Annotated in this window: 22 protein-coding genes, 1 pseudogene and 1 riboswitch (1 of these 24 cut by a window edge); of the genes and pseudogenes, 14 read left to right on the forward strand and 9 right to left on the reverse strand. The window is 59.0% G+C overall.

The window, feature by feature from the left end; genetic code table 11:
* From CRO62_RS16225 to CRO62_RS16240, 4 genes are all read left to right on the forward strand, one after another.
* Positions 1-438, forward strand: partial view of a TetR/AcrR family transcriptional regulator gene (locus tag CRO62_RS16225; protein WP_097100882.1) — the 3' portion only. The gene continues 222 nt to the left of window position 1, outside the view; the window shows 438 of its 660 coding nt (coding positions 223-660); the start codon falls outside the window, past its left edge; it ends in the stop codon at positions 436-438.
* A 198-nt stretch (positions 439-636) separates the two neighbouring features.
* On the forward strand, positions 637-1,839 hold the full coding sequence (locus tag CRO62_RS16230; protein ID WP_097100883.1) for an efflux RND transporter periplasmic adaptor subunit: 1,203 nt from the start codon (positions 637-639) through the stop codon (positions 1,837-1,839).
* Between the two features lie 53 nt (positions 1,840-1,892).
* Positions 1,893-4,982, forward strand: coding sequence for an efflux RND transporter permease subunit (locus tag CRO62_RS16235; RefSeq protein ID WP_097100884.1), 3,090 nt, complete (start codon positions 1,893-1,895; stop codon positions 4,980-4,982).
* A 149-nt stretch (positions 4,983-5,131) separates the two neighbouring features.
* Positions 5,132-6,574 (forward strand): efflux transporter outer membrane subunit, encoded by a 1,443-nt coding sequence (locus CRO62_RS16240; protein ID WP_097100885.1) that lies wholly within the window; start codon positions 5,132-5,134, stop codon positions 6,572-6,574.
* Between the two features lie 113 nt (positions 6,575-6,687).
* Here CRO62_RS16240 and efp read toward each other — a convergent pair whose 3' ends face one another.
* The gene (gene efp / locus CRO62_RS16245; protein WP_003516849.1) at positions 6,688-7,257 is read right to left on the reverse strand and encodes an elongation factor P; all 570 of its coding nucleotides are present in this window, start codon (positions 7,255-7,257) and stop codon (positions 6,688-6,690) included.
* A 250-nt stretch (positions 7,258-7,507) separates the two neighbouring features.
* Here efp and epmA point away from each other — a divergent pair, with 250 nt between their 5' ends.
* The 3 genes from epmA (at position 7,508) to CRO62_RS16260 (ending at position 10,200) form a co-directional block, all read left to right on the forward strand.
* Positions 7,508-8,572, forward strand: coding sequence for an EF-P lysine aminoacylase EpmA (gene epmA / locus CRO62_RS16250; protein ID WP_097100886.1), 1,065 nt, complete (start codon positions 7,508-7,510; stop codon positions 8,570-8,572).
* Positions 8,569-9,633: a lysine-2,3-aminomutase-like protein gene (locus CRO62_RS16255; protein WP_097100887.1), complete on the forward strand. Its 1,065-nt coding sequence runs from the start codon at positions 8,569-8,571 to the stop codon at positions 9,631-9,633. Before epmA ends, CRO62_RS16255 begins: the two co-directional genes overlap by 4 nt.
* A 378-nt stretch (positions 9,634-10,011) precedes the next feature.
* Positions 10,012-10,200, forward strand: a complete 189-nt coding sequence (locus tag CRO62_RS16260) for a hypothetical protein (RefSeq protein WP_003516843.1) — start codon at positions 10,012-10,014, stop codon at positions 10,198-10,200.
* A gap of 308 nt (positions 10,201-10,508) precedes the next feature.
* Here the strand turns inward: CRO62_RS16260 and CRO62_RS16265 are convergent, their stop codons facing one another.
* Positions 10,509-10,745, reverse strand: coding sequence for an Lrp/AsnC ligand binding domain-containing protein (locus CRO62_RS16265; protein ID WP_003516842.1), 237 nt, complete (start codon positions 10,743-10,745; stop codon positions 10,509-10,511).
* 119 nt (positions 10,746-10,864) lie between these two features.
* Complete coding sequence (locus CRO62_RS16270) at positions 10,865-11,773, reverse strand: LysR family transcriptional regulator (RefSeq protein ID WP_097100888.1); 909 nt, start codon at positions 11,771-11,773, stop codon at positions 10,865-10,867.
* Between the two features lie 130 nt (positions 11,774-11,903).
* Here CRO62_RS16270 and CRO62_RS16275 point away from each other — a divergent pair, with 130 nt between their 5' ends.
* The 4 genes from CRO62_RS16275 to modC all read left to right on the forward strand — a co-directional run bounded on the left by CRO62_RS16275 (position 11,904) and on the right by modC (position 15,946).
* On the forward strand, positions 11,904-13,187 hold the full coding sequence (locus CRO62_RS16275; RefSeq protein ID WP_097100889.1) for an NAD(P)/FAD-dependent oxidoreductase: 1,284 nt from the start codon (positions 11,904-11,906) through the stop codon (positions 13,185-13,187).
* A gap of 130 nt (positions 13,188-13,317) precedes the next feature.
* Positions 13,318-14,109 carry a molybdate ABC transporter substrate-binding protein gene (modA, locus tag CRO62_RS16280; RefSeq protein ID WP_097100890.1) on the forward strand — a complete coding sequence of 264 codons (792 nt, stop codon included), beginning with the start codon at positions 13,318-13,320 and terminating at the stop codon, positions 14,107-14,109.
* A gap of 56 nt (positions 14,110-14,165) precedes the next feature.
* A complete protein-coding gene (gene modB / locus CRO62_RS16285; RefSeq protein WP_097100891.1) occupies positions 14,166-14,873 on the forward strand; it encodes a molybdate ABC transporter permease subunit in 708 nt (235 codons plus the stop codon).
* Positions 14,870-15,946 carry a molybdenum ABC transporter ATP-binding protein gene (gene modC, locus CRO62_RS16290; protein WP_097100892.1) on the forward strand — a complete coding sequence of 359 codons (1,077 nt, stop codon included), beginning with the start codon at positions 14,870-14,872 and terminating at the stop codon, positions 15,944-15,946. The genes modB and modC overlap by 4 nt, the downstream gene beginning before the upstream one ends.
* Here modC and CRO62_RS16295 read toward each other — a convergent pair.
* The 6 genes and pseudogenes from CRO62_RS16295 to thiC all read right to left on the reverse strand — a co-directional run bounded on the left by CRO62_RS16295 (position 15,915) and on the right by thiC (position 21,155).
* Entirely contained in the window at positions 15,915-16,313 is a 399-nt protein-coding gene (locus CRO62_RS16295; protein ID WP_097100893.1) for a winged helix-turn-helix domain-containing protein, read from the reverse strand. The two genes, modC and CRO62_RS16295, sit on opposite strands and share 32 nt — an antisense overlap.
* Positions 16,314-16,316: 3 nt before the next feature.
* Positions 16,317-17,321, reverse strand: a complete 1,005-nt coding sequence (locus CRO62_RS16300; protein ID WP_097100894.1) for a P1 family peptidase — start codon at positions 17,319-17,321, stop codon at positions 16,317-16,319.
* Positions 17,322-17,382: 61 nt separating this feature from the next.
* A pseudogene (locus tag CRO62_RS16305) lies at positions 17,383-18,155 on the reverse strand (thiazole synthase).
* A 4-nt stretch (positions 18,156-18,159) separates the two neighbouring features.
* Positions 18,160-18,357 (reverse strand): sulfur carrier protein ThiS, encoded by a 198-nt coding sequence (gene thiS / locus CRO62_RS16310; protein ID WP_097100895.1) that lies wholly within the window; start codon positions 18,355-18,357, stop codon positions 18,160-18,162.
* Positions 18,326-19,330 carry a glycine oxidase ThiO gene (thiO, locus tag CRO62_RS16315; protein WP_102024268.1) on the reverse strand — a complete coding sequence of 335 codons (1,005 nt, stop codon included), beginning with the start codon at positions 19,328-19,330 and terminating at the stop codon, positions 18,326-18,328. Before thiO ends, thiS begins: the two co-directional genes overlap by 32 nt.
* Position 19,331: 1 nt before the next feature.
* Positions 19,332-21,155: a phosphomethylpyrimidine synthase ThiC gene (gene thiC, locus CRO62_RS16320; RefSeq protein ID WP_097103071.1), complete on the reverse strand. Its 1,824-nt coding sequence runs from the start codon at positions 21,153-21,155 to the stop codon at positions 19,332-19,334.
* 94 nt (positions 21,156-21,249) lie between these two features.
* A riboswitch (TPP riboswitch) is annotated at positions 21,250-21,361 on the reverse strand.
* Positions 21,362-21,541: 180 nt separating this feature from the next.
* On the opposite strand from thiC, the gene CRO62_RS16325 reads away from it, so the two are divergent.
* The 3 genes from CRO62_RS16325 to CRO62_RS16335 are packed head-to-tail and all read left to right on the forward strand — an operon-like array spanning position 21,542 to position 23,887.
* On the forward strand, positions 21,542-21,793 hold the full coding sequence (locus CRO62_RS16325) for an acyl carrier protein (RefSeq protein WP_003492279.1): 252 nt from the start codon (positions 21,542-21,544) through the stop codon (positions 21,791-21,793).
* Positions 21,793-22,974, forward strand: coding sequence for an acyl-CoA dehydrogenase family protein (locus CRO62_RS16330; protein ID WP_097100896.1), 1,182 nt, complete (start codon positions 21,793-21,795; stop codon positions 22,972-22,974). The genes CRO62_RS16325 and CRO62_RS16330 overlap by 1 nt, the downstream gene beginning before the upstream one ends.
* Before the next feature lie 4 nt (positions 22,975-22,978).
* Positions 22,979-23,887 (forward strand): amino acid--[acyl-carrier-protein] ligase, encoded by a 909-nt coding sequence (locus tag CRO62_RS16335; protein WP_013636844.1) that lies wholly within the window; start codon positions 22,979-22,981, stop codon positions 23,885-23,887.

The following is a 23,887-nucleotide window of genomic DNA, read 5'->3' on the forward strand; positions in this document are numbered from 1 at the left end:
GCGCTCGTCGATGCCATCGGGTTTGAGCAGATCGGTGCATTCGAGCGGGAAATCCACCCGCTCGATAAAAGTCATGCACCAGTTTCAAGGCTGCGCCATCTCGCCCGCACCCTGATGGAACAACATCATCAGAACCTCAACGACAATCCCTATATATTCGAAATGATCCTGATGACGGCAAAGCAGGACATGAAGTGCGGTGACTATTACAAATCCGTTATCGCAAACCTGGTGGCCGACATTATTCGCGATGGCGTGGATAAGGGAATTTACGCCCCTGCCGACATCCCGCCTCTGGCGGAAACCGTTCTCCACGCACTCACAAGCGTCATCCATCCCGTCCTCATCGCACGGGAAGATATCGGCAATTTAGCAACACGTTGCGATCAACTGGTTGATTTAATCGAGGCAGGATTGCGCAATCCGCTTGCTAAGTGACGATTCTCAACTTACGTCACCTTCTCGCAATTGCTTGCGAAGCGTGAAAGCCTGCGCTTCTATGCGAATGGCGGTCCGAGCAGATTGAACGAAGAAGGTCCACACAGGGCCTTCATCCATCGTCCCTGCACCCGGACCAGCATCCGCCGAGCGACACTGCGCTTATAGTTGAATGCGACCGATACGCAGGGAAGAACAATGAGCCGACGTATTTTACCCCTATTTGCTTCTCTGTGCATGACCGCAGTTCTCGCGGGATGCAGCGATGGCAGCGAAAGCAGCCAGACCGCCGGCCAGGGCGCCGCGCGTCCCCCGTCTCCGGTCAGCATCATCGTGATGAAGACCAGCGAATATCCCCTGACTACCGTTCTTCCCGGCCGCGCAAGCGCGTTCCAGACGGCGGAAATCCGACCGCGCGTCACCGGCATCATCCGCGAAATTCCCTTCAAGGAAGGCAGTGAGGTCAAGCAGGGCGATATTCTCTACCAGATTGAGGACAACACCTATCTGGCAGAAGTGGCGCAGGCCAAGGCAAGCGTGGCGAAAGCCGAAGCAAGCGTTCCGAGCGCCCAGGCGAACCTTGCCCGCTACGAGCGGCTGGTCAACAGCGGCGCAACGCAGATCGAATATGAAAACGCCAAGGTGACGCTGCTGCAGGCCGAGGCCGACGTGGCCCAGACCAAGGCTGCGCTGGAAACGGCTGAGATCAACCTCGATCTCACCAAGGTCCGCGCGCCTTTCGACGGCATCACCAGCACAACCGCTTTCAGCATCGGCAACGTGGTGACGGCAAACCAGACGACGGCTTTGACGACGCTGCGCCGCATCGATCCGATCTACATTGATCTGATGGAATCCAGCATCAATCTTCTGCGTCTGAAAAAGGCGATCTCGTCGGGCCAGCTCGGAGGCGATACCAAGGAAACCGGCATTCACCTGACGCTGGAAGACGGCACCGAATACAAGCATGACGGCAAGATCGACATGTCGGACATGGCGGTGAGCGAAACCACGGGCACCTTCTCCATTCGTGCTCTCTTCGATAACCCGGACGATCTTCTGCTTCCCGGCACCTATGTTCGCGCAACGCTGACCATCGGTAAGGAAACGGGTTTCCGCATCCCGCAGCGCGCAGCGAGCCGGAACGCCAATGGCGAACTGACCGCAAAATTTGTCACCGCGGAAAACAAGGTGGAAACGCGCACCTTCGCGTCCAGCCAGCAGTCGGGCAATGCCTGGCTGGTGACGGAAAACGTCAAGGATGGCGACAAGCTCATCGTTGACGGCTTCCAGTGGATTGCCGACGGCGCGACGGTCGCAGCCGTGGAAGTGACCATCGACGATCGCGGTATCGTCGTTCTGCCGCAGCAAGCTCCGCCTGCCGCCGCCCCCTCGAAATAAACATGAGCACGAAACCCTCGGTCGAAGCTCGTAAAAGGTAAGGCAGGACTGCCATGGCCCATTTCTTTATCAGGCGCCCCGTTTTTGCATGGGTTATCGCCATCGTCATCATGCTGGGCGGCGCTCTGGCAATTGTGACGCTCTCCATCTCGCAATATCCCGATATTGCCCCGACGACGGTCCGCGTCAGCGCGACCTATAATGGCGCTAGCGCGGAGACGGTCGAAAAATCGGTGACGACCATCATTGAGGACGGCATGACCGGCCTCGACGACCTCACCTATATGACCTCGTCTTCCTCGACCGGCAGCGCCGAAGTGACACTGACCTTCGGCAACAGCATCCTGCCTGACATCGCGCAGGTTCAGGTGCAGAACAAGCTGCAGCTCGTGCAGTCGCAATTGCCCGACACCGTGCAGCAGCGCGGTATTCAGGTTAGCCGCTCCACATCGAGCATTCTGATGGTGGGTGCGCTGATCTCGACGGACGGCAAGCGCAATTCGGCCGATCTCGGCGACGTGTTCTCCTCGCGCGTTGAAGACCAGATCAAGCGCCTTGAAGGCGTGGGCAGCATCAACGTCTTCGGTTCCGAATATGCGATGCGCATCTGGCTCGATCCGTTCAAGCTCAACAAATACCAGCTGACCACGGCTGACGTCACCGGCGCCATCGAAAGCCAGAACACCCAGGTTTCGGTCGGCTCCCTCGGTGCCGTTCCCGCCGTCCAGGGCCAACAGCTCAATGTGACGGTGACGGCGCAGAGCCAGCTCACCACCGTCGCTGATTTCGAATCGGTCATCTTGAAGGTTGAGAAGGACGGTGCAACCGTTCGCCTGAGCGACGTGGCCCGCATCGAAATCGGCCAGGAAACCTATGGCGGTGATTCCCGCTCGAACGGCCGTCCTTCGGCCGGTTTCGCGGTCAATCTCGCCACGGGCGCCAACGCGCTCGACACCGCAGCGCGTGTCAAGTCCGCGCTTACCGCCGTTGAGGGCTCGCTGCCTGCAGGCGTCTCGATCGAATATCCCTACGACACGACACCCTTCGTGAAGCTGTCGATCGAGAAAGTGGTGCATACGCTGATCGAGGCGATCATTCTCGTCTTCGTCGTGCTGCTGGTCTTCCTGCAAAACCTGCGCGCCACCTTCATTCCGATGATCGCCGTGCCCGTCGTGCTCCTCGGCACGTTCGGCATCCTCGCAATAACCGGATATTCCATCAACACGCTGACCATGTTCGCCATGGTTCTGGCGATCGGCCTTCTCGTGGATGACGCCATCGTCGTTGTTGAAAACGTCGAGCGCATCATGTCGGAAGAGGGCCTGTCGCCGGTCGAGGCGACGGAAAAATCGATGGGCGAGATAACCGGTGCCATCATCGGCATCGCGCTCGTCCTGACCGCCGTGTTTATTCCCATGGCCTTCTTTGGCGGATCGACTGGTATCATCTATCGCCAGTTCTCGATCACGATCGTTTCGGCCATGCTGCTTTCGGCGGTGGTCGCCATCGTTCTGACGCCGGCGCTGTGCGCAACAATGCTGAAGCCCATCGACCATACCAAAAAGCAGCGTGGACCGGGTGCCTGGTTCAATCGCGGCTTCGGCAAGACGACGGACGGCTATGTTTCGTCGATCGGCTATCTGCTGAAGCGGCCCCTGCGTGTGACGATTCTTTTCCTGATCGTCGTCGGCGGCTGCGCCTGGTTCTTCACCAAACTGCCAAGCTCCTTCCTCCCACAGGAAGATCAGGGCGTGCTGCTGACGATCATCCAGACACCGACCGGTTCGAACATCGAACGCACCAATGAGGTGGTAAAACAGGTCGAAAGCTACTTCCGTGAAAAAGAAGCAGCCAACGTCGAATCGGTTTTCGGCGTGCTTGGATTCAGCTTCAGCGGTTCAGGTCAGAACAACGCGATCGTCTTCACCAGGCTCAAGGACTTTTCCGAGCGAACCGCACCCGATCAACACGCCGCCGCCATTGTGCAGCGGGCCATGGGTACGTTCTTCGGCTTCCGCGATGCACAGGTATTCCCGCTTTTGCCGCCGGCAATTCAGGGCATGGGCACGTCGAGCGGTTTCTCCATGTATCTCGTGGATAGCGGCCGCAACGGCACCGACGCTCTGACAGCCACCTCCAAGGACCTGATTGCGCTTGCAACAAGCAATCCGAAGATCAGCTCTCTGCGAAGCGACAGCCAGGACAACGAAACGCAGATGAAGATCATTCTCGATCAGGAAAAGATGGGGGCCATGGGCGTCGATCTCTCCTCCGTGAACCTCATGCTGTCGACGATCTTTGCCGGACGTGATGTCAACGACTTCACCCTGAACGGCGAACTCAAGCCGGTCTATGTTCAGGGCGATGCGCCCTATCGCATGCAGCCGGACGACCTGAAGTTCTGGTATGCCCGCAACACCAGCGGCGAAATGGTACCTTTCTCTTCCTTCAGCGAGGTGAAGTGGATCAACGCGCCACCGTCACTGGCACGCTACAACGGTACGGGCGCGATCTCGCTTGAAGGCACCGCCGGCGCAGGCGTTGCTTCCGGCGAAGCCATGGACGAGATGGAACGTCTGACGGCAAGCATGCCAGGCGGTTACACCGTGGCATGGCAGGGCATCTCCTATCAGGAACGCCTTTCCGGCTCGCAGGCGCCCATGCTGTACGCGCTGTCGGTTCTCATCGTGTTCCTTTGCCTGGCTGCCCTTTATGAAAGCTGGTCGATCCCGTTCTCGGTCATTCTGGCTGTCCCGGTGGGTGTCCTCGGCGCTTTGACTGCGGCCCATTTCTTCGGCCAGACGAACGACGTCTACTTCAAGGTGGGCCTGCTGACGACTATCGGCCTTGCCGCGAAAAACGCGATCCTGATCGTTGAATTCGCCAAGGAGAGGCAGGAGCACGGGTTAAGTCTGGTGGAGGCGGCACTGGAGGCGGCGAAGCTGCGCCTGCGTCCGATCATCATGACGTCGCTCGCCTTCATCCTCGGCGTCGTGCCTCTCGCGATCGCAACCGGAGCGGGTTCTGCTGCGCAAAATGCAATCGGTATCGGGGTGCTGGGTGGTATGCTTTCTGCAACACTGCTCGGAATTTTCTTCGTTCCGTCCTTTTTCGTCATCATTCGTCGCCTTTCAAGGCGTTAACAAAACAAAAATGGGCTGTGCCAACCGTTAATACGCTGCTAGAAATATGGCCGATTTGGCAAACGCACGTTTCTAGGGCATATCGACCGCGCAGCCCATTTGTCAGCAAGCCGCGCTTGGTAAGCCAACCAGAGAATTGGGAAAATTATATGCTGTCTATTCGCGCTACTATTCCCCTGACAATGCTACTGCTTTCGGGCTGCGTTGTCGGACCCGACCACAAGACGCCGGAAATTCAATTGCCGGGAAAGTTCGCGGAAGCCGGAAAAACCAGTAATGGCGACATCAGCAGCGTTGCATGGTGGACGGCCTTTAACGACAACCGCCTGAACGGTTACGTCTCCACTGGCCTTGCGCAGAACCTCACCGTGATGCAGGCAATCGAGCGCATCAATCAGGCGCAGGCCCAGGTGATCGTGGACGGCGCCGGCGGCCTGCCGAGCCTGACAGGCAGTGGCAGCCACACGACCAGCGAGACCAAGGGCAGCTACCGTGACGTTCCCGTCACCAACGTGTCCAACGGCAGCCTTAGCGTTTCCTGGTTCCTCGACCTGTTCGGTCGCTATCGCCGTGCAACGGAAAGCGCCGATGCGTCGCTTGACGCCGCGTACTCCACCGTCGACGTTCAGCGCCTGACGCTGATTTCGTCAGTTGCCGCGGCCTATATCGACGTGCGCTATTATCAGGAGCGCCTGGCGATTGCCCGCCAGAACCTGGGTTCACGCCGCGAAACGCTCGATCTGACGAAGCTGCAGCTCGAAGCGGGTGCAGCCTCGCGTCTCGATGTCGTCCAGTCCGAAGGTCTGGTCAATTCAACGCTGTCGCAGATACCCGGCCTCGAAACCAGCTTCCGCAAGTCAGCCCACCGCATCGCGACCCTGCTCGGCATGCCGGCCTCGTCGCTCATCGCCGAGCTGCAGAAGGGCGCACGCCAGCCTGTTGCGCGCGCAGTTCCCCGCACCGGCATCCCGGCCGACCTTATCCGCAACCGTCCGGACATCCGCGTCGCTGAACGCAATCTCGCCGCTGCGGTCGCCACGATCGGTGTAACCGAGGCACAGCTTTATCCAAGCATCGAGCTTGGTGGCGCGATCACCCCGAGCTACAATTTCCTGAGTGGCGGCGGCAGGGGAACGGCCAATAGCTGGTCCTTCGGTCCGAGCCTCACTCTCCCGATCCTCGATGGTGGCAGACTGCGCGCCAATGTCGACATCGCGAACTCGCAAGCACGCGAGCAATATCTCGTCTGGAAGGCAACCGTTCTCAATGCAGTTGAAGAAGTCGAAAACGCCCTGGCCGCCATCAATCGCGACCAGCGTACCGTCGACGCGCTGAGAAAGACTGTCTCATCCTACCAGGAAGCGCTGCAGCTCTCGACAGCCAGCTATCGTGACGGTGCTTCGTCTCTGCTCGACGTTCTGGATGCCCAGCGGTCGGTCTCCGATGCGCAGGCAAACCTTGCCACGGCGATCCAGACGACCGCGCAGGATTATGTCTCGCTCAACGTGGCTCTCGGTGGCGGTTATGCCGTTGGCCAGCCTGCCCCGAAGAAGTCCGCCGGCCCAACCGTGGCCGCTGCAAAGGGCATGTAAGAAACGCCTCAAGGCAAATGAAAAGCCCGCGTCGAGACGCGGGCTTTTTTTGTATTCCAGACACAAAAAAAGCACCGGTCGCCCGGTGCTTTTTGTTTAACCTGCCGTCAGGCTCAGTTCTTGGCGCGCTCGACGTAGGAATTGTCTTCCGTCGCGATGACCACGCGGATACCGGCGTCGATATGCGGCGGCACCATGGTGCGGATGCCGTTGGAAAGAATTGCCGGCTTGTAGGAAGAAGAAGCCGTCTGACCCTTCACAACCGGTTCCGTTTCCACGATTTCCAGCGTGACGTGGCGCGGCAGTTCGACAGCCAGCGGATTGCCTTCGTGAATGGAAAGAACGCAGGTCATGCCTTCCTGCAGATAGGCCTTCTGGTCGCCCATCGTCTCGACATCGACAACGACCTGGTCGTAGTTTGCCGGGTTCATGAAGTGGAAGCCTTCGCCGTCTTCATAAAGGAACTGGAAGTTCAGGTCTTCGACGAAAGCGCGCTCGACCTGTTCGGTCGTGCGCCAGCGCTCGGAAACCTTCACGCCGTCAACGATGCGGCGCATGTCAACCTGCGTGACCGGCGTGCCCTTGCCCGGGTGAAAGTTCTGCGCGGTGAGAACAACGTAGAGCTTGCCGTCCACGTCGAGAACATTGCCCTTGCGGACGGATGAGGCGATAACCTTGACCATATGACTTCCTTGTAACTCGATGAAATGCGTCGTAAAGGACTGCGCGATAGCACCGGCCCGGCAGACGTTTTGTCTTTTTTCTGGGGCGCAACTACCTTAAATCCGCGCGAATTGCCAGCCTTCTACAGCAATTCGCGGAAGAGTGCCTAGCGGTTTTCCGCCCGGAATTGCTTTAAATGATGCGATCAGGCGTTTTGCGGGCCGTTTATCCGTAACAAGGCCAGCAGGTAAGACGGAAAAGAAAAAAGAGATGGGCTCAAGCAACGAGACAATGTCGCCCTGGTGGACGCCCGACGTCCACGCCGACCGCCGCGCCTTTCTGCTTGGACGCAACGCGATCCAGTCGGAATTTCGCAGTTATTTCGCGCGCGCGGACTTTCTCGAGGTAGACACCGCCACATTGCAGATTTCTCCCGGCAACGAGGCACATTTGCACGCCTTCGCCACCCAGGGACTGACGCCGGCCGGCGACGCTGCCCCGCTTTATCTCCACACCTCGCCCGAATTCGCCTGCAAGAAATTGCTCGCGGCCGGTGAAGAACGCATTTTCTGTTTCGCCCATGTTTATCGAAACCGGGAAAGAGGCCCCCTGCACCACCCAGAATTCACGATGCTGGAATGGTATCGGGTCGGCGAAACCTACGAGACCCTGATGAAGGACAGCTCCAATCTTCTGGCGCTGGCGGCAGAAACCGCCAAAACAAACAATTTCACCTATCGTGGCCGCAGCGTCGATCCGTTCCTCGAACCGGAACGTCTGAGCGTCGCCGAAGCCTTCGATCGCTATGCGGGAATTGATCTTCTGGCGACGATTGACCGAAACGGCGAGACGGATAGCCAGCACCTTGCCGCAAGCCTCACCAATGCGGGAATCCGTGTGGCCGAGGACGACATCTGGGCGGATATGTTCAGCCGCGTTATCGTGGAGCGGGTAGAACCCGAACTGGGCTTCGGCCGCGCCACCATTCTCGATGAATACCCCACCAGCGAGGCTGCGCTTGCCCGCAAATCGCCTGGTGATGCGCGAGTGGCGGAACGGTTCGAGCTTTATGCGTGTGGCGTGGAACTTGCCAATGCCTTTGGCGAATTGACCGATGCTGCCGAACAGAGACGGCGTTTCGAAATGGAGATGGTTGAGAAGCAGCGGGTTTACGGCGAGACCTATCCTTTGGACGAGGATTTTCTGGCGGCGCTGGCGATCATGCCGCCGGCAAGCGGCATAGCACTCGGTTTCGACCGACTGGTGATGCTGGCAACCGGCGCGCCCCGCATCGATCTGGTCATGTGGGCACCTGTCGCGGAATACGGACGATGACAAGGCTTGAAACCATAAAGACACCCGAAGCGCTTCTCGAGGCGGGGTTGATCAAGCCCGAGGCGCTCGAGGACCTGCGCGCGGTGACGCAGCGTTACGCGTTGGCCATCACACCGACAATGGCCGATCTGATGGACAGCCGCGATCCGCAGGACCCCATCGCGCGGCAATTCGTGCCGGACCTAGCCGAACTCGTCCACCTTCCCGAAGAACAGGACGATCCGATCGGCGACGGTGCACATAGCCCCGTCCATGGCATCGTCCACCGTTATCCGGACCGGGTGCTTTTGAAGGCGGTGCATGTCTGCCCCGTCTATTGCCGTTTCTGTTTCCGCCGCGAAATGGTCGGGCCGCAGGGCAACGGCATGATGAGCCCGGAAGAGCTGGACGCCGCATTCGACTATATAAAAGCCAACCCGGCCATCTGGGAGGTCATCCTCACCGGCGGCGATCCGCTGGTGCTCTCGGCGCGGCGATTGTCCGACCTGATGACGCGGCTGAAAGACGTACCGCATGTCAAAATCGTTCGCTTCCACACCCGTGTACCGGTCGTCGATCCCGAACGAATCGACGGGCGGATGATCGAGGCATTGAAGGCCAGCGGCAAAACCACCTATGTGGCCCTGCACGCCAACCACGCACGCGAACTTGGGCAAGCAGCCAGAAGTGCCTGCGCGCGGCTGATCGATGCCGGCATCGCCATGGTCAGCCAGACCGTGCTTTTGAAGGGCATCAACGATGATTCGACAATTCTCGCCGAACTGATGCGCGCCTTTGTCGAAAACCGTATCAAGCCCTATTACCTGCACCACCCCGACCTCGCGCCTGGCACCAGCCATTTCCGGCTGACGATAGACGAGGGGCAGCGAATCGTTTCCGCCTTGCGCGGGCATGTCTCCGGTCTTTGTCAGCCGACCTACGTTCTCGACATTCCGGGCGGTCACGGCAAGGCCACGATCGGCCCGAATGCGGCCGAAAAAACCCGCGATGGCTGCTACTCGGTCTCCGACTTCAACGGAAACGATCATATTTACCCGCCGCCTGCATCCGGCGACGATTAAAAAAAGCATAAAAAGCCCGCCGTGCCGGGCTTTTCAAAGCGGCGTCGAACGAAAACAAAAATTTCACATTTCCGCCCCTCTCCTGTCATCATAAAGAAAAATATTCTACCTATAACAATCAGCATTGATTTTAATGGTGGTCTGGATTATCAGTGTGGAACTGGAGAGCGAGTCTCCTGATTCCGGACCAACACCAATACAGGGAGTGTGTCATGTCAAAATATATTCGCATCAACGCAATCCTTGGTCTTGAGTCCTGGAATGCTGGATTTAAATCCACGTGTTCCCGCTGCTGTCGAATGTGACCTGACGGTCTCAATTTTCTGAAAATCAGTTCGACAACATGCTGTGTTAATGAGCCACAGCGGGAGTATACCTATGCAAAAGCAAGTTATTGAATTCGCTGGCGAACCCGTCGGCATCGTCATACCGGACAACGACCGGCTGAAGTTCATCGCGGTGAAGTTCCACGTTCACGACCTGGACGAACAGAAGTTCGACAGCGCCGACGATGTGCGGATTGCAATTCGCAATCTCGTGCGCAGCCGGAATCTGGCCGCGGCCTGATGCGGGAAACCCATCACCCGCTCACGGACCTATCAAAACCAAAGCGCGCCCAATATCGGATCCCGAATACTGGGCCAATGGCGCGCTTTTCTATTGCCTGACAATTCGTCCGCTGGTCTGTCGTGAACCACGACGGGGTGTATCAATACGCCCTACACTAAGTTGAAATAGCTTTTTCAAATCCGGATTAGAGTCCAAAAGCCACGCGCGCTCGTGGAGCTCCCACCTCTCATTTCTGTGCTTGTCACAGGAATCCAGCCAGCCGAGATCCTTGGGCTGAAAAGACTCTCTCGCCGACCAGACGCGCGTCAGAACGCGGTAAAGGTCAGCGTCGTCAACGAGCGGACGATGCCTGGAATATTGACGATGTTCTGGTTGATGAACTTGCCGATATCCTCTTCCTGCGGAAGATAGATCTTCAGCATCAGATCATATTCGCCGCTGGTGGAATAAAGCTCGGAAACCAGCTCCGTTTTATAGATGGCATCGGCGACATCATAGGTCTTGCCGGGCTCGCATTGAAGCTGGACAAAAATGGGCTTCACGGACATCTCCCGTATTGGAACTTGCGGTGCGTGGCTCTCCGCCACGCGTCATGGCGCACTATTGGCTTAGCCGCGCCGGTCTTGCAAGACCGCCTGCCGGTTTAGGCCGAAATGTCTGATCAACTGCCACCAGCCCCGATTGCGGCCTGAGAAACGATCCAGCTTCGAAAACTTTCAAGCGGAGCGTAACCGGCGCGATCCGGCATGCAGGCGAGATAATAGGCCTCTTCGCTCTCCACCTCGCCGGTAACCGCCGCGACAAGCCGGCCGCTTCGCAACTCCTCCCCGATCATGAAGGACGGAATGAGCGATACCCCCACCCCGGCACTCGCCGCCTCGGCAATCGTCGTGAACTGATCGAAAAGCATGCCATGCACATTGTCGAAAACCACATCATGGCTGCGAAACCATTGTTCCCAGGCATCCGGCCGCGTCGTCATGTGCAGCAGCGGCACATGCACCAGATCGCCCGGCTGTGAAAGCCCGTAGCGCTCCCTGAAAGCGGGACTGCACACCGGAATGACTGTTTCATGCATCAGAAAAACGAGCTCGGTACCCGGCCAATGCGGCAAACCGAAATGGATCGCCGCATCGACGGTATCCGTACGGAAATCGAACAGCGACGAACGCGTTAGAAGATTGACCGAGACACCCGGATGTCGGGCGATGAAATCGGGAAGACGCGGCACCAGCCAGCGTGTGCCGAAGCTTGGCAGAACACCGAGATTGAGCGTGCCGCCATCCGGATTGGCGCGCAGATTGAGCGACGCGGTCGATATTCGCCGCAGGGCCTCCCGGATTTCCCGCGCATAACCCTCCCCCGCCCGGGTGAGCCGGATTGTCTGCCGTTCGCGCAGAAACAGCGCCACGCCAAGCTGCTCCTCAAGCGCGAGGATCTGCCGGCTGACCGCGCCTTGAGTGAGCCCGAGTTCTCTCGCCGCCGCGGTCACGCTGCCCGTGCGCGAGGCGGCTTCAAAGGCCGCAAGCAGCGAAAGCGACGGTAAGAAGCGGCGAGGCGGTAGAACCATATTCCCTCACGGAATGAACTCTTGACGATATGTCGATATTCAACAGGTGAAGCCACTTGTAAAGTCTCATAAACAAGGACTTGTCACTCATACGGAAAACAAATGAACTCGCCCGGAAAATGGTGGAACGATGTATAATGACCCCCGCTCGCACGGCCTCTGGGAAAAGACCGCGCCGCAGCCGCCCGCTACGCCTGCACTGCAAGGCGAGACGGTTGCCGATGTGGTGATTGTCGGCGGCGGCTTCACCGGACAATCCGCCGCCCTTCATCTTGCTGAAAAAGGCATGGATGTCGTTCTTCTCGAAGCCAGGGAAATCGGTTTTGGCGGCGCCGGCCGCAATGTCGGTCTCATCAACGGCGGCATGTGGGTCATGCCGAGGGAGTTGCCCGGCGTGCTGGGCGAAACCTACGGGGAACGGCTTCTCAGCCTTCTGGGTGATGCGCCGTTGCTGGTGCGCGAATTGGTGGAAAAACACGCGATTCCCTGCGAGATCGAAAAGAATGGCACATTGCATTGCGCCGTCGGTGAAAAAGGGCTCGCCGAAATTCGCGAGCGTTGTGAACAATGGGCAGCGAGGGGCGCTCCCGTCCGCCTTCTCGATGCCGATGAAACGGCAAGACGCACCGGCAGCACCGCCTATTCCGGCGCACTTTTCGATACGCGCGCCGGCACGCTTCAGCCGCTGGCCTATGTCCGTGGTCTGGCTGCCACCGCGCAAAAGGCAGGAGCACGGCTGCACACCGACAGCCCCGTCGTGTCGACCGAACGCAGCGGCGAAAAATGGGTGGTAAAAACGCCGCAGGGATCGGTGACCGCCAACTGGATCGTCGTCGCCACCGAAGCCTACAGCACCGGGCCGTGGCAGATCGTCCGCGACGAACAGACCTACCTGCCCTACTTCAACTTCGCGACCAGACCACTTAGCGACAATCTGCAAAAGAGTATCCTGCCGAACCGAGAAGGTTGCTGGGATACAAAGGAAATCCTCTCCTCGTTCCGCATGGACAAAGCGGGTCGGCTGGTCTTCGGCAGCGTCGGCGCCTTGCGCAGCACGGGTGCCGCCATTCACCGGGCATGGGCCAAACGATCGCTGAAGCGGCTTTTCCCGCAACTGGGCGAGACGGAATTCGAATGCGAATGGTACGGCCAGATCGGCATGACGGACAATGCCGTGCCGCGTTTCCATAAATTCGCGGAAAATGTCGTCGGTTTTTCCGGTTATAATGGCCGCGGCATCGCACCCGGTACTGCCTTCGGCAAGGTGATTGCACAACATATTCTCGGTGATATCGCCGAAAACGACCTGCCTCTTCCCGCGACCGAACCAAAAGCGCAGGCCTTCCGGGCAGTGAAGGAAGCCTATTACGAGGCGGGCGCACAGATTGCCCATTTCGCCGGTGAACGCTTCTGATCAACAGGCCGAAAGCCGCCGGTCGTGGCGGCTTTTTTAAGCGGCATCGATATATTCTTGAAAATATAATGATTGCCCTATAGGCCTATCGATATATTCATCAGGATATCTCGAACCGGGGGAACACACCATGAGACTCTTACGCCGCACCTTCTTCAAAACCATCGCCGCAGCAACATCCTTCTGGGTGGCGGCATCCTTTGCGGTAGTTCCCGCCCATGCCGCCGAAAAAGTCACGGTGTTTGCTGCCGCGAGCATGAAAAACGCACTTGATGCGATCAATGCCGAATGGGCGAAGGAAAGCGGCAACGAAGCGACCGTGTCCTACGCCGCAAGCTCCGCGCTCGCCAAACAGATCGAGCAGGGTGCACCGGCGGATATCTTCATTTCCGCCGACCTCGCCTGGATGGATTATGTCGCCGAGAAGAAGCTGATCAACGTCGAAAACCGCTCCAATCTGCTTGGCAACCGCATCGTTCTCGTCGCCCCGGCCGACAAGGCCAAGCCGGTCGATATCAAAAAGGACTTCGATCTCGCCGGACTGGTGGGCGATGGCCGACTGGCCATGGGCGCGGTCGATTCAGTTCCGGCGGGTAAATACGGCAAGGCTGCGCTGGAAAAGCTCGGCGTCTGGTCATCCGTGGAAAAGAAAGTCGCCGGCGCGGAAAGCGTGCGCGCAGCGCTGCTGCTCGTGTCGCGCGGCGAAGCGCCCTATGGCATCGTCTACCAGACCGATGCGGCCGCCGATCCGGGCGTGAAGATCGTCGGCACCTTCCCGGAAGACAGCCACCCGCCGATCATCTACCCCGTCGCCATTCTCTCGGAAGCAAAATCTCCGGCGGCAAAATCCTATCTGGATTTCCTGAAGTCCGCCAAGGCTACGCCCTTCTTCGAAAAGCAAGGCTTTACCGTTTTGAAATAAACTGCGTTTCGCGGTCCCATCCCGTATGGGACCGCGAGAGATGACGATTGTAGGATATGGATTTGCATTGGTGGACACTCAGCCCTGAAGAATGGACGGCGATCAGGCTCAGCCTGTGGGTGTCCTCCATCGCCATGTTCGCCAGCCTGCCCTTCGGCATTGCGGTTGCCGTCGCGCTGGCGCGCGGGCGCTTTTGGGGCAAGTCGCTGCTCAATGGCATCGTCCACCTCCCGCTCATTCTGCCGCCCGTCGTCACCGGCTTTCTGCTGCTTGTCCTCTTCGGCCGCAGAGGCGCCATCGGCCAGTTTCTAGACAGCTGGTTCGGCATCGTCTTTTCCTTTCGCTGGACGGGGGCGGCGCTCGCATGCGCCGTCATGGCGTTTCCGCTGATGGTGCGCTCCATCCGCCTCTCCATCGAAGCGGTGGACAGCAAGCTGGAAGAGGCGGCCGGAACCCTGGGTGCAAGCCCCCTATGGGTGTTCCTCACCGTCACGCTTCCCCTGATCCTGCCCGGCATCATCGCGGGCATGATCCTCGCTTTCGCTAAGGCCATGGGCGAATTCGGCGCGACCATCACCTTCGTTTCCAATATTCCCGGCGAAACCCAGACGCTGTCCGCAGCCATCTACACTTTCACGCAGGTTCCGGGCGGCGATGCAGGCGCATTGCGGCTGACCATCGTTTCCGTCGTGATTTCCATGTCGGCCTTGCTCGTCTCGGAGTTTCTGGCCCGCATCATCGGCAAACGGGTGAGCATGGAATGACGCTTTCTGTCTCCACCCGCCACCGCCTCGGCTCCTTCGAACTCAACGCGTCATTTACCTCTGATGGCGGCGTTACAGCGCTTTTCGGACGCTCTGGCTCCGGCAAAACCTCGATGATCCGCATCATCGCAGGTCTGCTGCGGCCAGATAGTGGTCAGGTATCGCTCGATGGCGAAGTGCTGGCCGATAGCGGAAAGCGCCTGTTCCTGCCGGCGCACAGGCGCCGTTTTGGTTATGTTTTTCAGGAAGCGCGGCTGTTTCCCCATCTCAGCGTTGCCCAGAACCTGAACTACGGCAAATGGTTCGCTACGGAAAAAGCTGAGCGGGCGAATGAAAACCGCATTATCGAAATGCTTGGCATCGGCCATCTTCTCCAGCGTCGTCCGAACAAGCTTTCCGGCGGTGAAAAACAGCGGGTCGCCATCGGCCGCGCACTCCTGTCATCGCCCAGACTACTGTTGATGGACGAACCTCTCGCCTCACTGGACGAGGAACGAAAAGCCGAGATCATCCCTTATCTGGAACGGCTGCGCGACGAGACGAAAATCCCGATCGTCTATGTCAGCCACTCCATCCAGGAAGTCGCCCGCCTTGCCGACCGCATAGTTGTTATGAAGGACGGCAAGGTGGAGGCACAGGGAAAAGCGACCGATGTGCTGTCGCGGTCGGATTTCAGCGCACATCTCGAGCGACGAGAAGCGGGCAGCATCCTTTCGGGACATATCGAAAGCTTCGATGAAAGGCACGGGCTTGCTGCCGTAAGGCTCTGCTCGTCGCTCCTGCAGGTTCCAGCAAAAAGAGGAATGCCCCGCACCCCGGCACGCGTGCTGATACCGGCGCGTGATGTCATGCTCGCCACGGCAAAACCCGAAGGCCTGAGCGCACTTAACATCCTCGAAGGCCATATTGCCGGCATCTCCGCCAGCGAAGATGGCATGGTAACCGTTCAGGTGGATTGCGGCGGCGATATTATCCAGTCGCGCATCACCGATCTGTCGCGCGAACGTCTCCAGCTGGAACCCGGGAAACCGGTACATGCGATCATAAAGTCGGCAGCTCTCGATCCATATTAATGATGGCGGCATCCGGATTGCGGTTGGCCTCAAGCCAGTCGATATCCTTGCGCAGGGCCTCATTCATCCGCTTTTCCATGCTGCGATACCGTTCAAGCAATTCGGCACCGAATGCGGTCAGCGCAGCCCCGCCACCCTGCTTGCCGCCCCGCTGGGATTCGATCACCGGCTGCCTGAACATATGGTTCAGCGCATCCACTAGCAGCCATGCACGGCGATAGGACATGTCCATCGCTCGCCCGGCGGCCGATATCGAGCCGGTCTCGACAATCAGCTCCATCAACTCGATCTTACCGTGGCCGAGACGATCTCCGGGCGGAAAATCGATGCGGAGAACGGGCTTCAGTGGCTGATGTATATTGCTCATCGGCTAGAAACCCCGGCCATGAAGATCGTGATAGGCTTTCTGCGCACCGTGCTGCGGCAGAGCCGTCGCCTCGTAAACACCGCGCGCCACTGCGCGCGCCATAACGATGGTAGCGAGATGGCAAAGCTCGGCAAAATGAGCGCCGCCCTCAAGCGGCTTCTCACCGGTCGCAGCCGCGAACATGGTGTCGCCATCGCTCGGCAGATGGGCGGGCAGCACGGCGCGCGCCAGCCCGTCATGCGCCATGATGGAAAGGCGATGCGCCTGCGCCTTTGTCAGGACGGCATCGGTGACCACGGCGCCGATGGTCGTCGCGGTGAGGTTGACCCCCTTGAGACGAAGCGCGGTGTGATCCGGTTCGAAACGATCAGGAAAACCGCAATCACCAAACTCGCCCTGCTCTTCAAAAGGCGCGGACCAGAAATGGCGGCTGGTGCCAACGGTTGCAGAGCCAAGCGCATTGACGGCGACGATCGCCGCCACCTTGTAACCGCCGGAACTGACAGCGCTTGCCGAACCAAGTCCGCCCTTGAAGGTGGCGGTGGTCGCCCCCGTTCCCGCGCCGACTGTTCCAAGCTGGAAGGGCTCCGCACGCGCCGCCGTGAAAGCCGCATATCCCATCTCGCGATAGGGCGAATGCAGCCCCCACTCCTTGTTGCCGCCATTCAGCAGATCCATGAGGATCGCCTGCGGCACAATGGGAACACGGGTGGAACCGACTTGAAGGCCACGCCCGATCTCCCGCAGACCGGCCTGAACACCACCCGCCGCATCCAGCCCGAAGGCCGAACCGCCTGAAAGTACGAAGGCATCCACGGTTTCCACCGTCATCGCCGGGTCGAGCAGGCCGGTATCACGACCACCGGGCGCCCCGCCAAGAACCGAACCGGAGGCGATTACGGGTTTTTCGAAAACGATTGCGGTGACGCCGGAACCGAGTGCAAGATCGGTGACATTGCCGACCAAAATCCCATTGATATCCGTCAGAAGATTATTGCGTGCCGCCATGCCGTTCCCCTTTTCTCCCGGTATCTCGCCGCCACGGGGCACTGTCAACGCAAAAGGTGAATCAGGAAAATACCGCCGTGCCAATCACCGGTGTCGAGGGAATGGCCATATCCCTTGGCTCCAGCGGCCCCGCCACATAAGCCTGATGCCCGGCCTCAATGGCGCGGGCGAAAGCTTCCGCCATGCCGACCGGGCACCCGCCCCCGCGACCGCCGTGTTGAGCAGAACGGCATCGTAACCAAGCTCCATCACCGTCACGGCATGTGACGGCCGCCCGATACCGGCATCGACGATCAGCGGCACATCCGGAAAACGCGCCCGCATGGATTTCAGCGCCATCAGATTAAGCGGCCCCATGGCGCTGCCGATCGGCGCGCACCAGGGCATCAGCACCTTGCAACCCGCATCCAGGAGCTTTTCCGCCACGACAAGATCATCAGTCGTATACGGAAAGACTTCGAAACCATCGTCGCACAGAATTTTCGCCGCTTCGACAAGCGCAAACACATCAGGCTGCAAGGTGTCGTGATGGCCGATGACCTCCAGCTTGATCCAGTTGGTGTGAAAAACCTCACGCGCCATCTTGGCCGTCAGCACCGCTTCCTTCACGGTATGGCAGCCAGCCGTATTGGGCAGAATGTAACGATCCAGCTGGCGGATCAGCTCAAAAAACTGGCCACCCTTCTTGCCGCCTGCCGTTTCCCGACGCAGCGAAATCGTCAGAATATCCGTGTTGCTGGCCCGCACTGCATCGGCAAGCACGGCGGGAGACGGATAACGCGCCGTGCCGAGCAGGAGGCGCGACGAGACCTCACGGCCATAAAGCGTCAGCATGGCCTCAACCTCCCTGCATCGGTGAGAGGATTTCGACCCGGTCGAACGCCTTCAGTTGATAATCGGCGCGCTCTTCCGAATGCACCAGATCGCCATTGACCGCCGTCGCCAGCCACTCGCCTTCATAGTCGAGGCTGGTGAGTAACCCGGCCAGCGTCTCGGTGGCGAGATCAAGCTCGTCGCCATTCACCAGAAGTTTCATGATCCTGTTCCTTTCCAGAGATATTTTGGCAGACGATTTCGGCCGCCCGCCGCGCCATCGCCGGCGACAGCAGGAAGCCATGCCGGTGGGCGCCGTTGATGAAGACGGTCCGGCCGTCCTGCGTAACTTTCGGCAGATTGCTGGGATAGGCGGGACGCACGCCCGTTCCGGTCTCGATGATTTCCGCTTCGCCGAAGGCCGGATGTACGGCGTAGGCAGCATTCAGAAACTCCATCATCGAGCGCGCTGAAATGGCTCCGGCATCCTCTCTCTCGATCATCGTCGAACCCACCATGAAGCGACCCGGCTCGCGCGGCACGATGTAAAGCGGAATGCGCGGATGTAAGAGCCGGACGGCGCGCGACAGGGAAACCTCTGACGTGGCGAGATAGAGCATTTCTCCCCGAACGCCGCGAAGGTTGGCAATCTCGCCCACCGCCGCAGCGCCGGTACAATCCACCACCCGATCGAACGGCTGCTCATCCACCGGAATACCCATATGAAACCGCACGCCCAAGCCGCAAAGTCGCGTAAGCAGCGATTTGAGCGCAAGGCGCGGATCGAGATGCCCCTCGCCCGTGAAATAAAGCCCGGAGCGGAACCGCCCGGCAAGGTCAGGCTCCAGAGCGGCGATTTCACCCTCATCCACCCACTGGTACCCTGCGGTTCTGGATGCGAAACGCGAAAGCTCGGCTTTGTCGCGGGCGGGCGCGACGACCAGCGTGCCGTGTCTGATGACAAGGCCGGGGGTCGCCTCGTCCCACCAGTCGAGCGCCGCCTGGCCGAGCGTCAGCACCGCCTCGTCCGCACTTTCACGTTCGCACCAGGGCGCCAGCATTCCGCCCGCATAAAAGGATGCGCCGCGCGAGGCTTCAGCATTGCGCTCCGAAACCTCAACGGTCACGCCGTTTCGCGCCAGTTCGAAGGCCGCCGTCAAACCGGCGACCCCCGTTCCCTTGACAAGGACACGCATGCTACTGGCCGTCTGCCGGGGTCGCGAGCGGCATGTAAAGCTCGCCACCTTCCTTGAAGCGCGCGGCCATGGCCTCCAGCCCCTCCTTCTGCGCCTCGGCGCGGATGTCGTGGGAAATCCGCATCGAGCAGAATTTCGGCCCGCACATGGAGCAGAAATGCGCGACCTTGTGCGCCTCCTTCGGCAGGGTCTCGTCATGGAAGGAGCGCGCCGTGTCCGGATCCAGCGACAGGTTGAACTGGTCTTCCCAGCGGAACTCGAACCTTGCGCGCGACAGCGCATCGTCCCGCACCTGTGCCGCCGGATGCCCCTTGGCGAGATCGGCCGCGTGAGCCGCGATCTTGTAGGTGATGACACCGACCTTCACGTCGTTACGATCAGGCAGACCGAGATGTTCCTTTGGCGTGACATAGCAAAGCATCGCTGTGCCAAACCAGCCAATCATCGCAGCACCGATGCCTGACGTGATATGGTCATAACCGGGGGCGATATCGGTCGTCAGCGGCCCCAGCGTATAAAAGGGCGCCTCACCGCAGGTCTTCAGCTGCTTGTCCATGTTCTCCTTGATCTTGTGCATCGGCACATGGCCGGGGCCTTCGATCATGACCTGGCAATCCTTCGCCCATGCGATCTGTGTCAGCTCACCGAGCGTCTCCAACTCCGCAAATTGCGCGGCGTCGTTGGCGTCGGCAATCGAACCAGGCCGCAACCCGTCACCCAGCGAGAAGGAAACATCATAGGCACGGCAGATGTCGCAGATCTCATCGAAATGCTCGTAGAGGAAGCTTTCCTTGTGGTGATGCAGACACCACTTCGCCATGATCGAACCGCCGCGTGAGACGATGCCGGTGACACGGTTGACGGTAAGCGGAATGTAATGCAGCCGAACACCGGCATGGATGGTGAAATAATCCACGCCTTGCTCCGCCTGTTCGATCAACGTGTCGCGGAACACTTCCCAGTTGAGGTCCTCGGCAATGCCGTTGACCTTCTCCAGCGCCTGATAAAGCGGCACGGTGCCGATCGGTACCGGCGAATTGCGGATGATCCATTCGCGGATGTTGTGGATGTTGCGCCCAGTCGAAAGATCCATGACGGTATCGGCACCCCAGCGGATCGCCCAGACCATCTTCTCCACCTCTTCGGCCATGGAGGAGGTGACGGCGGAATTGCCGATATTGGCGTTGATCTTGACCAGAAAATTACGGCCGATGATCATCGGCTCAAGCTCGGGGTGATTGATATTGGCCGGGATGATGGCGCGGCCCGATGCGACTTCCTGACGGACGAACTCCGGCGTCACATAATCGGGTATCTGCGCGCCAAAACTCTCGCCATCACGAGCCAGCTTCTCCTTCGCCGCTTCGCGCCCCAGATTTTCGCGGATGGCGATGAACTCCATTTCCGGCGTGATGATGCCTGCCCGCGCATAGGCAAGCTGCGTTACGGCTTTTCCTTCCGTGGCCTTAAGCGGCTGGTGGCGCACGGCAAACTCCGGCGTGAGACGCTCACCGGTGGCAAAGCCGTTATCCTCCGGCTTGACATGCCGCCCGTCGTAAGCCGCGACATCGCCGCGCGCTACGACCCAGTCGTGACGCAGGCGCGGTAGACCCTTTTCGATCAGAACGTTATGCAATGGATCGGTATAGGGGCCTGAGGAATCATAGACCGTGACCGGCGGTTCGCCCGCCGTCGGGTGGACGGCGATTTCGCGCATCGGCACGCGAATATGCGGATGCAAAATTCCGGTTTTGTGGATTTTCGTGGAGGCGGGATGCGGCCCGGTTGTGACGACAAGCGGGATATTCTTGGCAACGATATTCATCATGAGGCTCCAAAGTTTGACAGTGGAGACCCAGTTCGAGCCGGAATGATGGAAAATACCGAAGCGTCGGCAGCGCACGTTACACGCAATCCGACCTTCGGTCTTTGCACCGTCCCTACGCCAGTATGAACTGGATCAGGTTCAACGGGTCACTGCGCATAAAAGCAGAATCTCAGCCCCTTGACGGGACACCCCTGGTGAATGGACACAAGAGAAAACACCGCCCGACATTTGTCAAGGGTGCTGCTGATGGCTGGCAAAGGTGGACGAACAACAAAAGCGCCGTTAGTGGTAATTAACCTAACGGTTTAGGCGAATATTATCGTTTTCAAATTAACGATAAGCACAAACCATCCTGATGTTAAATTCATGGGAGATAAGTCGGAATGAATGCGACTATTCGTGAAATACTGGCAAAATTCGGCCAGCTTCCTACCCCCGTCGATACGATTGAAAACGAAGCAGATCTTTATGCGGCAGGCCTTTCTTCCTTTGCATCGGTGCAATTGATGCTGGGTATCGAGGAAGCTTTCGATATCGAATTCCCCGACAACCTCTTGAACCGCAAGTCCTTTGCCAGCATCAAGGCCATTGAAGACACCGTTAAGCTCATTCTGGATGGTAAAGAGGCAGCCTGATGAATGTGACCGTTGCGCCGCAGGATGAAACGCTGTCCGCGCGCGCAGGCCGCGTCGCAGCAATTGCCGCCAAACACGCGGACGAGGTGGACGTCACCGGTCGCTTCCCGGAGGAAGCCGTCAAGGCGCTGAGACAAGAGCGCTTTCTCGGCATTCAGGTCCCGTCCTCTCTTGGTGGCGAAGGCGCATCCATACAGCAAATCGCCGATATCTGCGCCCGGCTTGGCCAGGCCTGTTCGGCAACCGCGATGATTTTCGCCATGCACCACATCAAGGCATCGAGCCTTGTGGAACACGGCGAGACAAGCCCATGGCATGCGGGCTTCATGAGCCGCATCGCAAGCGAACAGCTTCTGCTTGCCTCGGCCACGACCGAAGGCGGAATCGGCGGTAATCTGCGCAATTCCATCTGCGCGATCGAGGTCGAAAGAGACATCTGCCGGCTGGAGAAGGACGCCACCGTCATTTCTTACGGCAGCAATGCGGATGCCATCCTCATCACCTCGCGCGCCCACAAGGATGCCGCCCCGGCCGATCAGGTGATGACCGTCTTCCTGAAAGATCAGTACACGCTCGAGAAGACCCATGTCTGGGACACACTCGGCATGCGTGGCACCTGTTCGGACGGTTTCCTGTTCCGCGGCGAGGCACCGGCGGTGCAGATATTCCCAAAACCCTTTGCGGAAATCGCCGCGCAATCCATGCTTGCAAGCTCGCATCTTCTGTGGAGCGCCGTGTGGTATGGCATCGCGTCGGATGCGGTGCTGCGCGCGCAATCCTTCGTCAGGACGGCAGCACGCAAGTCGCCCGGTGTCACACCGCCAGGCGCTATCCACATTGCCGAAATTTCCACCAAATTGCAGGTGGTCAAATCCAACGTCATTGCGGGCGTAAAGGCTTACGAGGACACCAAGAGCGACCCGGACAAGCTGATGTCCATGGCGTTCGCGGTTGCAATGAACAATGTGAAGATCTGTTCTTCGGAAACCATTCTGGAGATCATCGACCACGCGATGCTGGTCTGCGGCATCATGGGTTACAAGAACGGTACGCCCTACAGCCTTGGCCGACACCTTCGCGACGCGCATTCCGCGCGCCTGATGATTTCCAACGACCGTATTCTCGGCAATTCCGCCAATCTCCTGCTGGTTCACAAGCAGGACACCAGCCTCTTGGGATAAGACCATGGATATGCAAACATCGTTTCTCGATCGACTGTTCGAAGAAGGCCTGCTGATTGAAACGGGTGTCGATGGTCTTTATGGACGCAGCGGCCAGTTCGAGGATGTCATTGCCGCATTCGAACGCCTGATCGACCGCACCGGCGGCCCGGACAGTGCAGAGGCGATCCGCTTTCCGCCCGGCATCAACCGCGCCTATTTCGAAAAGAGCGGTTACATGAAAAGCTTCCCGCAGCTTGCCGGCACAGTGCATTCCTTCTGCGGTTGCGAACTTGACCATGTGAGCCTCCTCAAATCCATGGATGAGGGCGGCGACTGGACAAAGGACCAGAAAGCAACCGATATCGTGCTGACGCCGGCCGCTTGCTACCCTCTTTATCCGACCATCGCCAAGCGCGGCGCATTGCCTTCCGGCGGCGGTCTCTACGACATCCAGTCCTATTGTTTCCGCCATGAGCCCTCCAAGGACCCGGCACGTCAGCAGCTGTTCCGCATGCGGGAATATGTGCGCATGGGCACGGAGAGTGATGTGACCGAATTCCGCCAGACATGGATGGATCGCGGCGTGGCGATGATGGAAGCCGTGGGCCTTGAAGTGACCATCGACGTGGCCAACGATCCCTTCTTCGGCCGCGCCGGCAAAATGCTCGCCAACAACCAGCGCGACCAGAACCTGAAATTCGAACTGTTGATTCCCGTCACATCCGCCACCAACCCGACGGCCTGCATGAGCTTCAATTACCATCAGGACGCCTTTGGCCAGAAATGGGGATTGAACCTCGACAACGGTGATGTGGCTCACACCGCCTGCGTCGGTTTCGGCCTTGAGCGCATTGCGCTGGCACTTTTTGCGCATCACGGACTGGATGTAAAAACATGGCCCGAAAAGGCCTTGAAAACACTCTGGGGCTAA

It is taken from the genome of Rhizobium sp. AN6A (assembly GCF_900215635.1).
Classification (GTDB): domain Bacteria; phylum Pseudomonadota; class Alphaproteobacteria; order Rhizobiales; family Rhizobiaceae; genus Agrobacterium; species Agrobacterium tumefaciens.

What these genes read in the sequence shown, in the direction of transcription:
- thiO (WP_102024268.1), bottom strand. Translation starts at nt 19,330, where the DNA reads ATGCGTGTCCTTGTCAAGGGAACGGGGGTCGCCGGTTTGACGGCGGCC.
- thiS (WP_097100895.1), bottom strand. Translation starts at nt 18,357, where the DNA reads ATGAAACTTCTGGTGAATGGCGACGAGCTTGATCTCGCCACCGAGACG.
- thiC (WP_097103071.1), bottom strand. Translation starts at nt 21,155, where the DNA reads ATGAATATCGTTGCCAAGAATATCCCGCTTGTCGTCACAACCGGGCCG.
- CRO62_RS16255 (WP_097100887.1), top strand. Translation starts at nt 8,569, where the DNA reads ATGACAAGGCTTGAAACCATAAAGACACCCGAAGCGCTTCTCGAGGCG.
- CRO62_RS16240 (WP_097100885.1), top strand. Translation starts at nt 5,132, where the DNA reads ATGCTGTCTATTCGCGCTACTATTCCCCTGACAATGCTACTGCTTTCG.
- CRO62_RS16295 (WP_097100893.1), bottom strand. Translation starts at nt 16,313, where the DNA reads ATGAGCAATATACATCAGCCACTGAAGCCCGTTCTCCGCATCGATTTT.
- epmA (WP_097100886.1), top strand. Translation starts at nt 7,508, where the DNA reads ATGGGCTCAAGCAACGAGACAATGTCGCCCTGGTGGACGCCCGACGTC.
- CRO62_RS16330 (WP_097100896.1), top strand. Translation starts at nt 21,793, where the DNA reads ATGAATGTGACCGTTGCGCCGCAGGATGAAACGCTGTCCGCGCGCGCA.
- CRO62_RS16325 (WP_003492279.1), top strand. Translation starts at nt 21,542, where the DNA reads ATGAATGCGACTATTCGTGAAATACTGGCAAAATTCGGCCAGCTTCCT.
- modA (WP_097100890.1), top strand. Translation starts at nt 13,318, where the DNA reads ATGAGACTCTTACGCCGCACCTTCTTCAAAACCATCGCCGCAGCAACA.
- CRO62_RS16260 (WP_003516843.1), top strand. Translation starts at nt 10,012, where the DNA reads ATGCAAAAGCAAGTTATTGAATTCGCTGGCGAACCCGTCGGCATCGTC.
- CRO62_RS16270 (WP_097100888.1), bottom strand. Translation starts at nt 11,773, where the DNA reads ATGGTTCTACCGCCTCGCCGCTTCTTACCGTCGCTTTCGCTGCTTGCG.
- CRO62_RS16235 (WP_097100884.1), top strand. Translation starts at nt 1,893, where the DNA reads ATGGCCCATTTCTTTATCAGGCGCCCCGTTTTTGCATGGGTTATCGCC.
- CRO62_RS16300 (WP_097100894.1), bottom strand. Translation starts at nt 17,321, where the DNA reads ATGGCGGCACGCAATAATCTTCTGACGGATATCAATGGGATTTTGGTC.
- CRO62_RS16335 (WP_013636844.1), top strand. Translation starts at nt 22,979, where the DNA reads ATGGATATGCAAACATCGTTTCTCGATCGACTGTTCGAAGAAGGCCTG.
- CRO62_RS16230 (WP_097100883.1), top strand. Translation starts at nt 637, where the DNA reads ATGAGCCGACGTATTTTACCCCTATTTGCTTCTCTGTGCATGACCGCA.
- CRO62_RS16275 (WP_097100889.1), top strand. Translation starts at nt 11,904, where the DNA reads ATGTATAATGACCCCCGCTCGCACGGCCTCTGGGAAAAGACCGCGCCG.
- modC (WP_097100892.1), top strand. Translation starts at nt 14,870, where the DNA reads ATGACGCTTTCTGTCTCCACCCGCCACCGCCTCGGCTCCTTCGAACTC.
- modB (WP_097100891.1), top strand. Translation starts at nt 14,166, where the DNA reads ATGGATTTGCATTGGTGGACACTCAGCCCTGAAGAATGGACGGCGATC.
- efp (WP_003516849.1), bottom strand. Translation starts at nt 7,257, where the DNA reads ATGGTCAAGGTTATCGCCTCATCCGTCCGCAAGGGCAATGTTCTCGAC.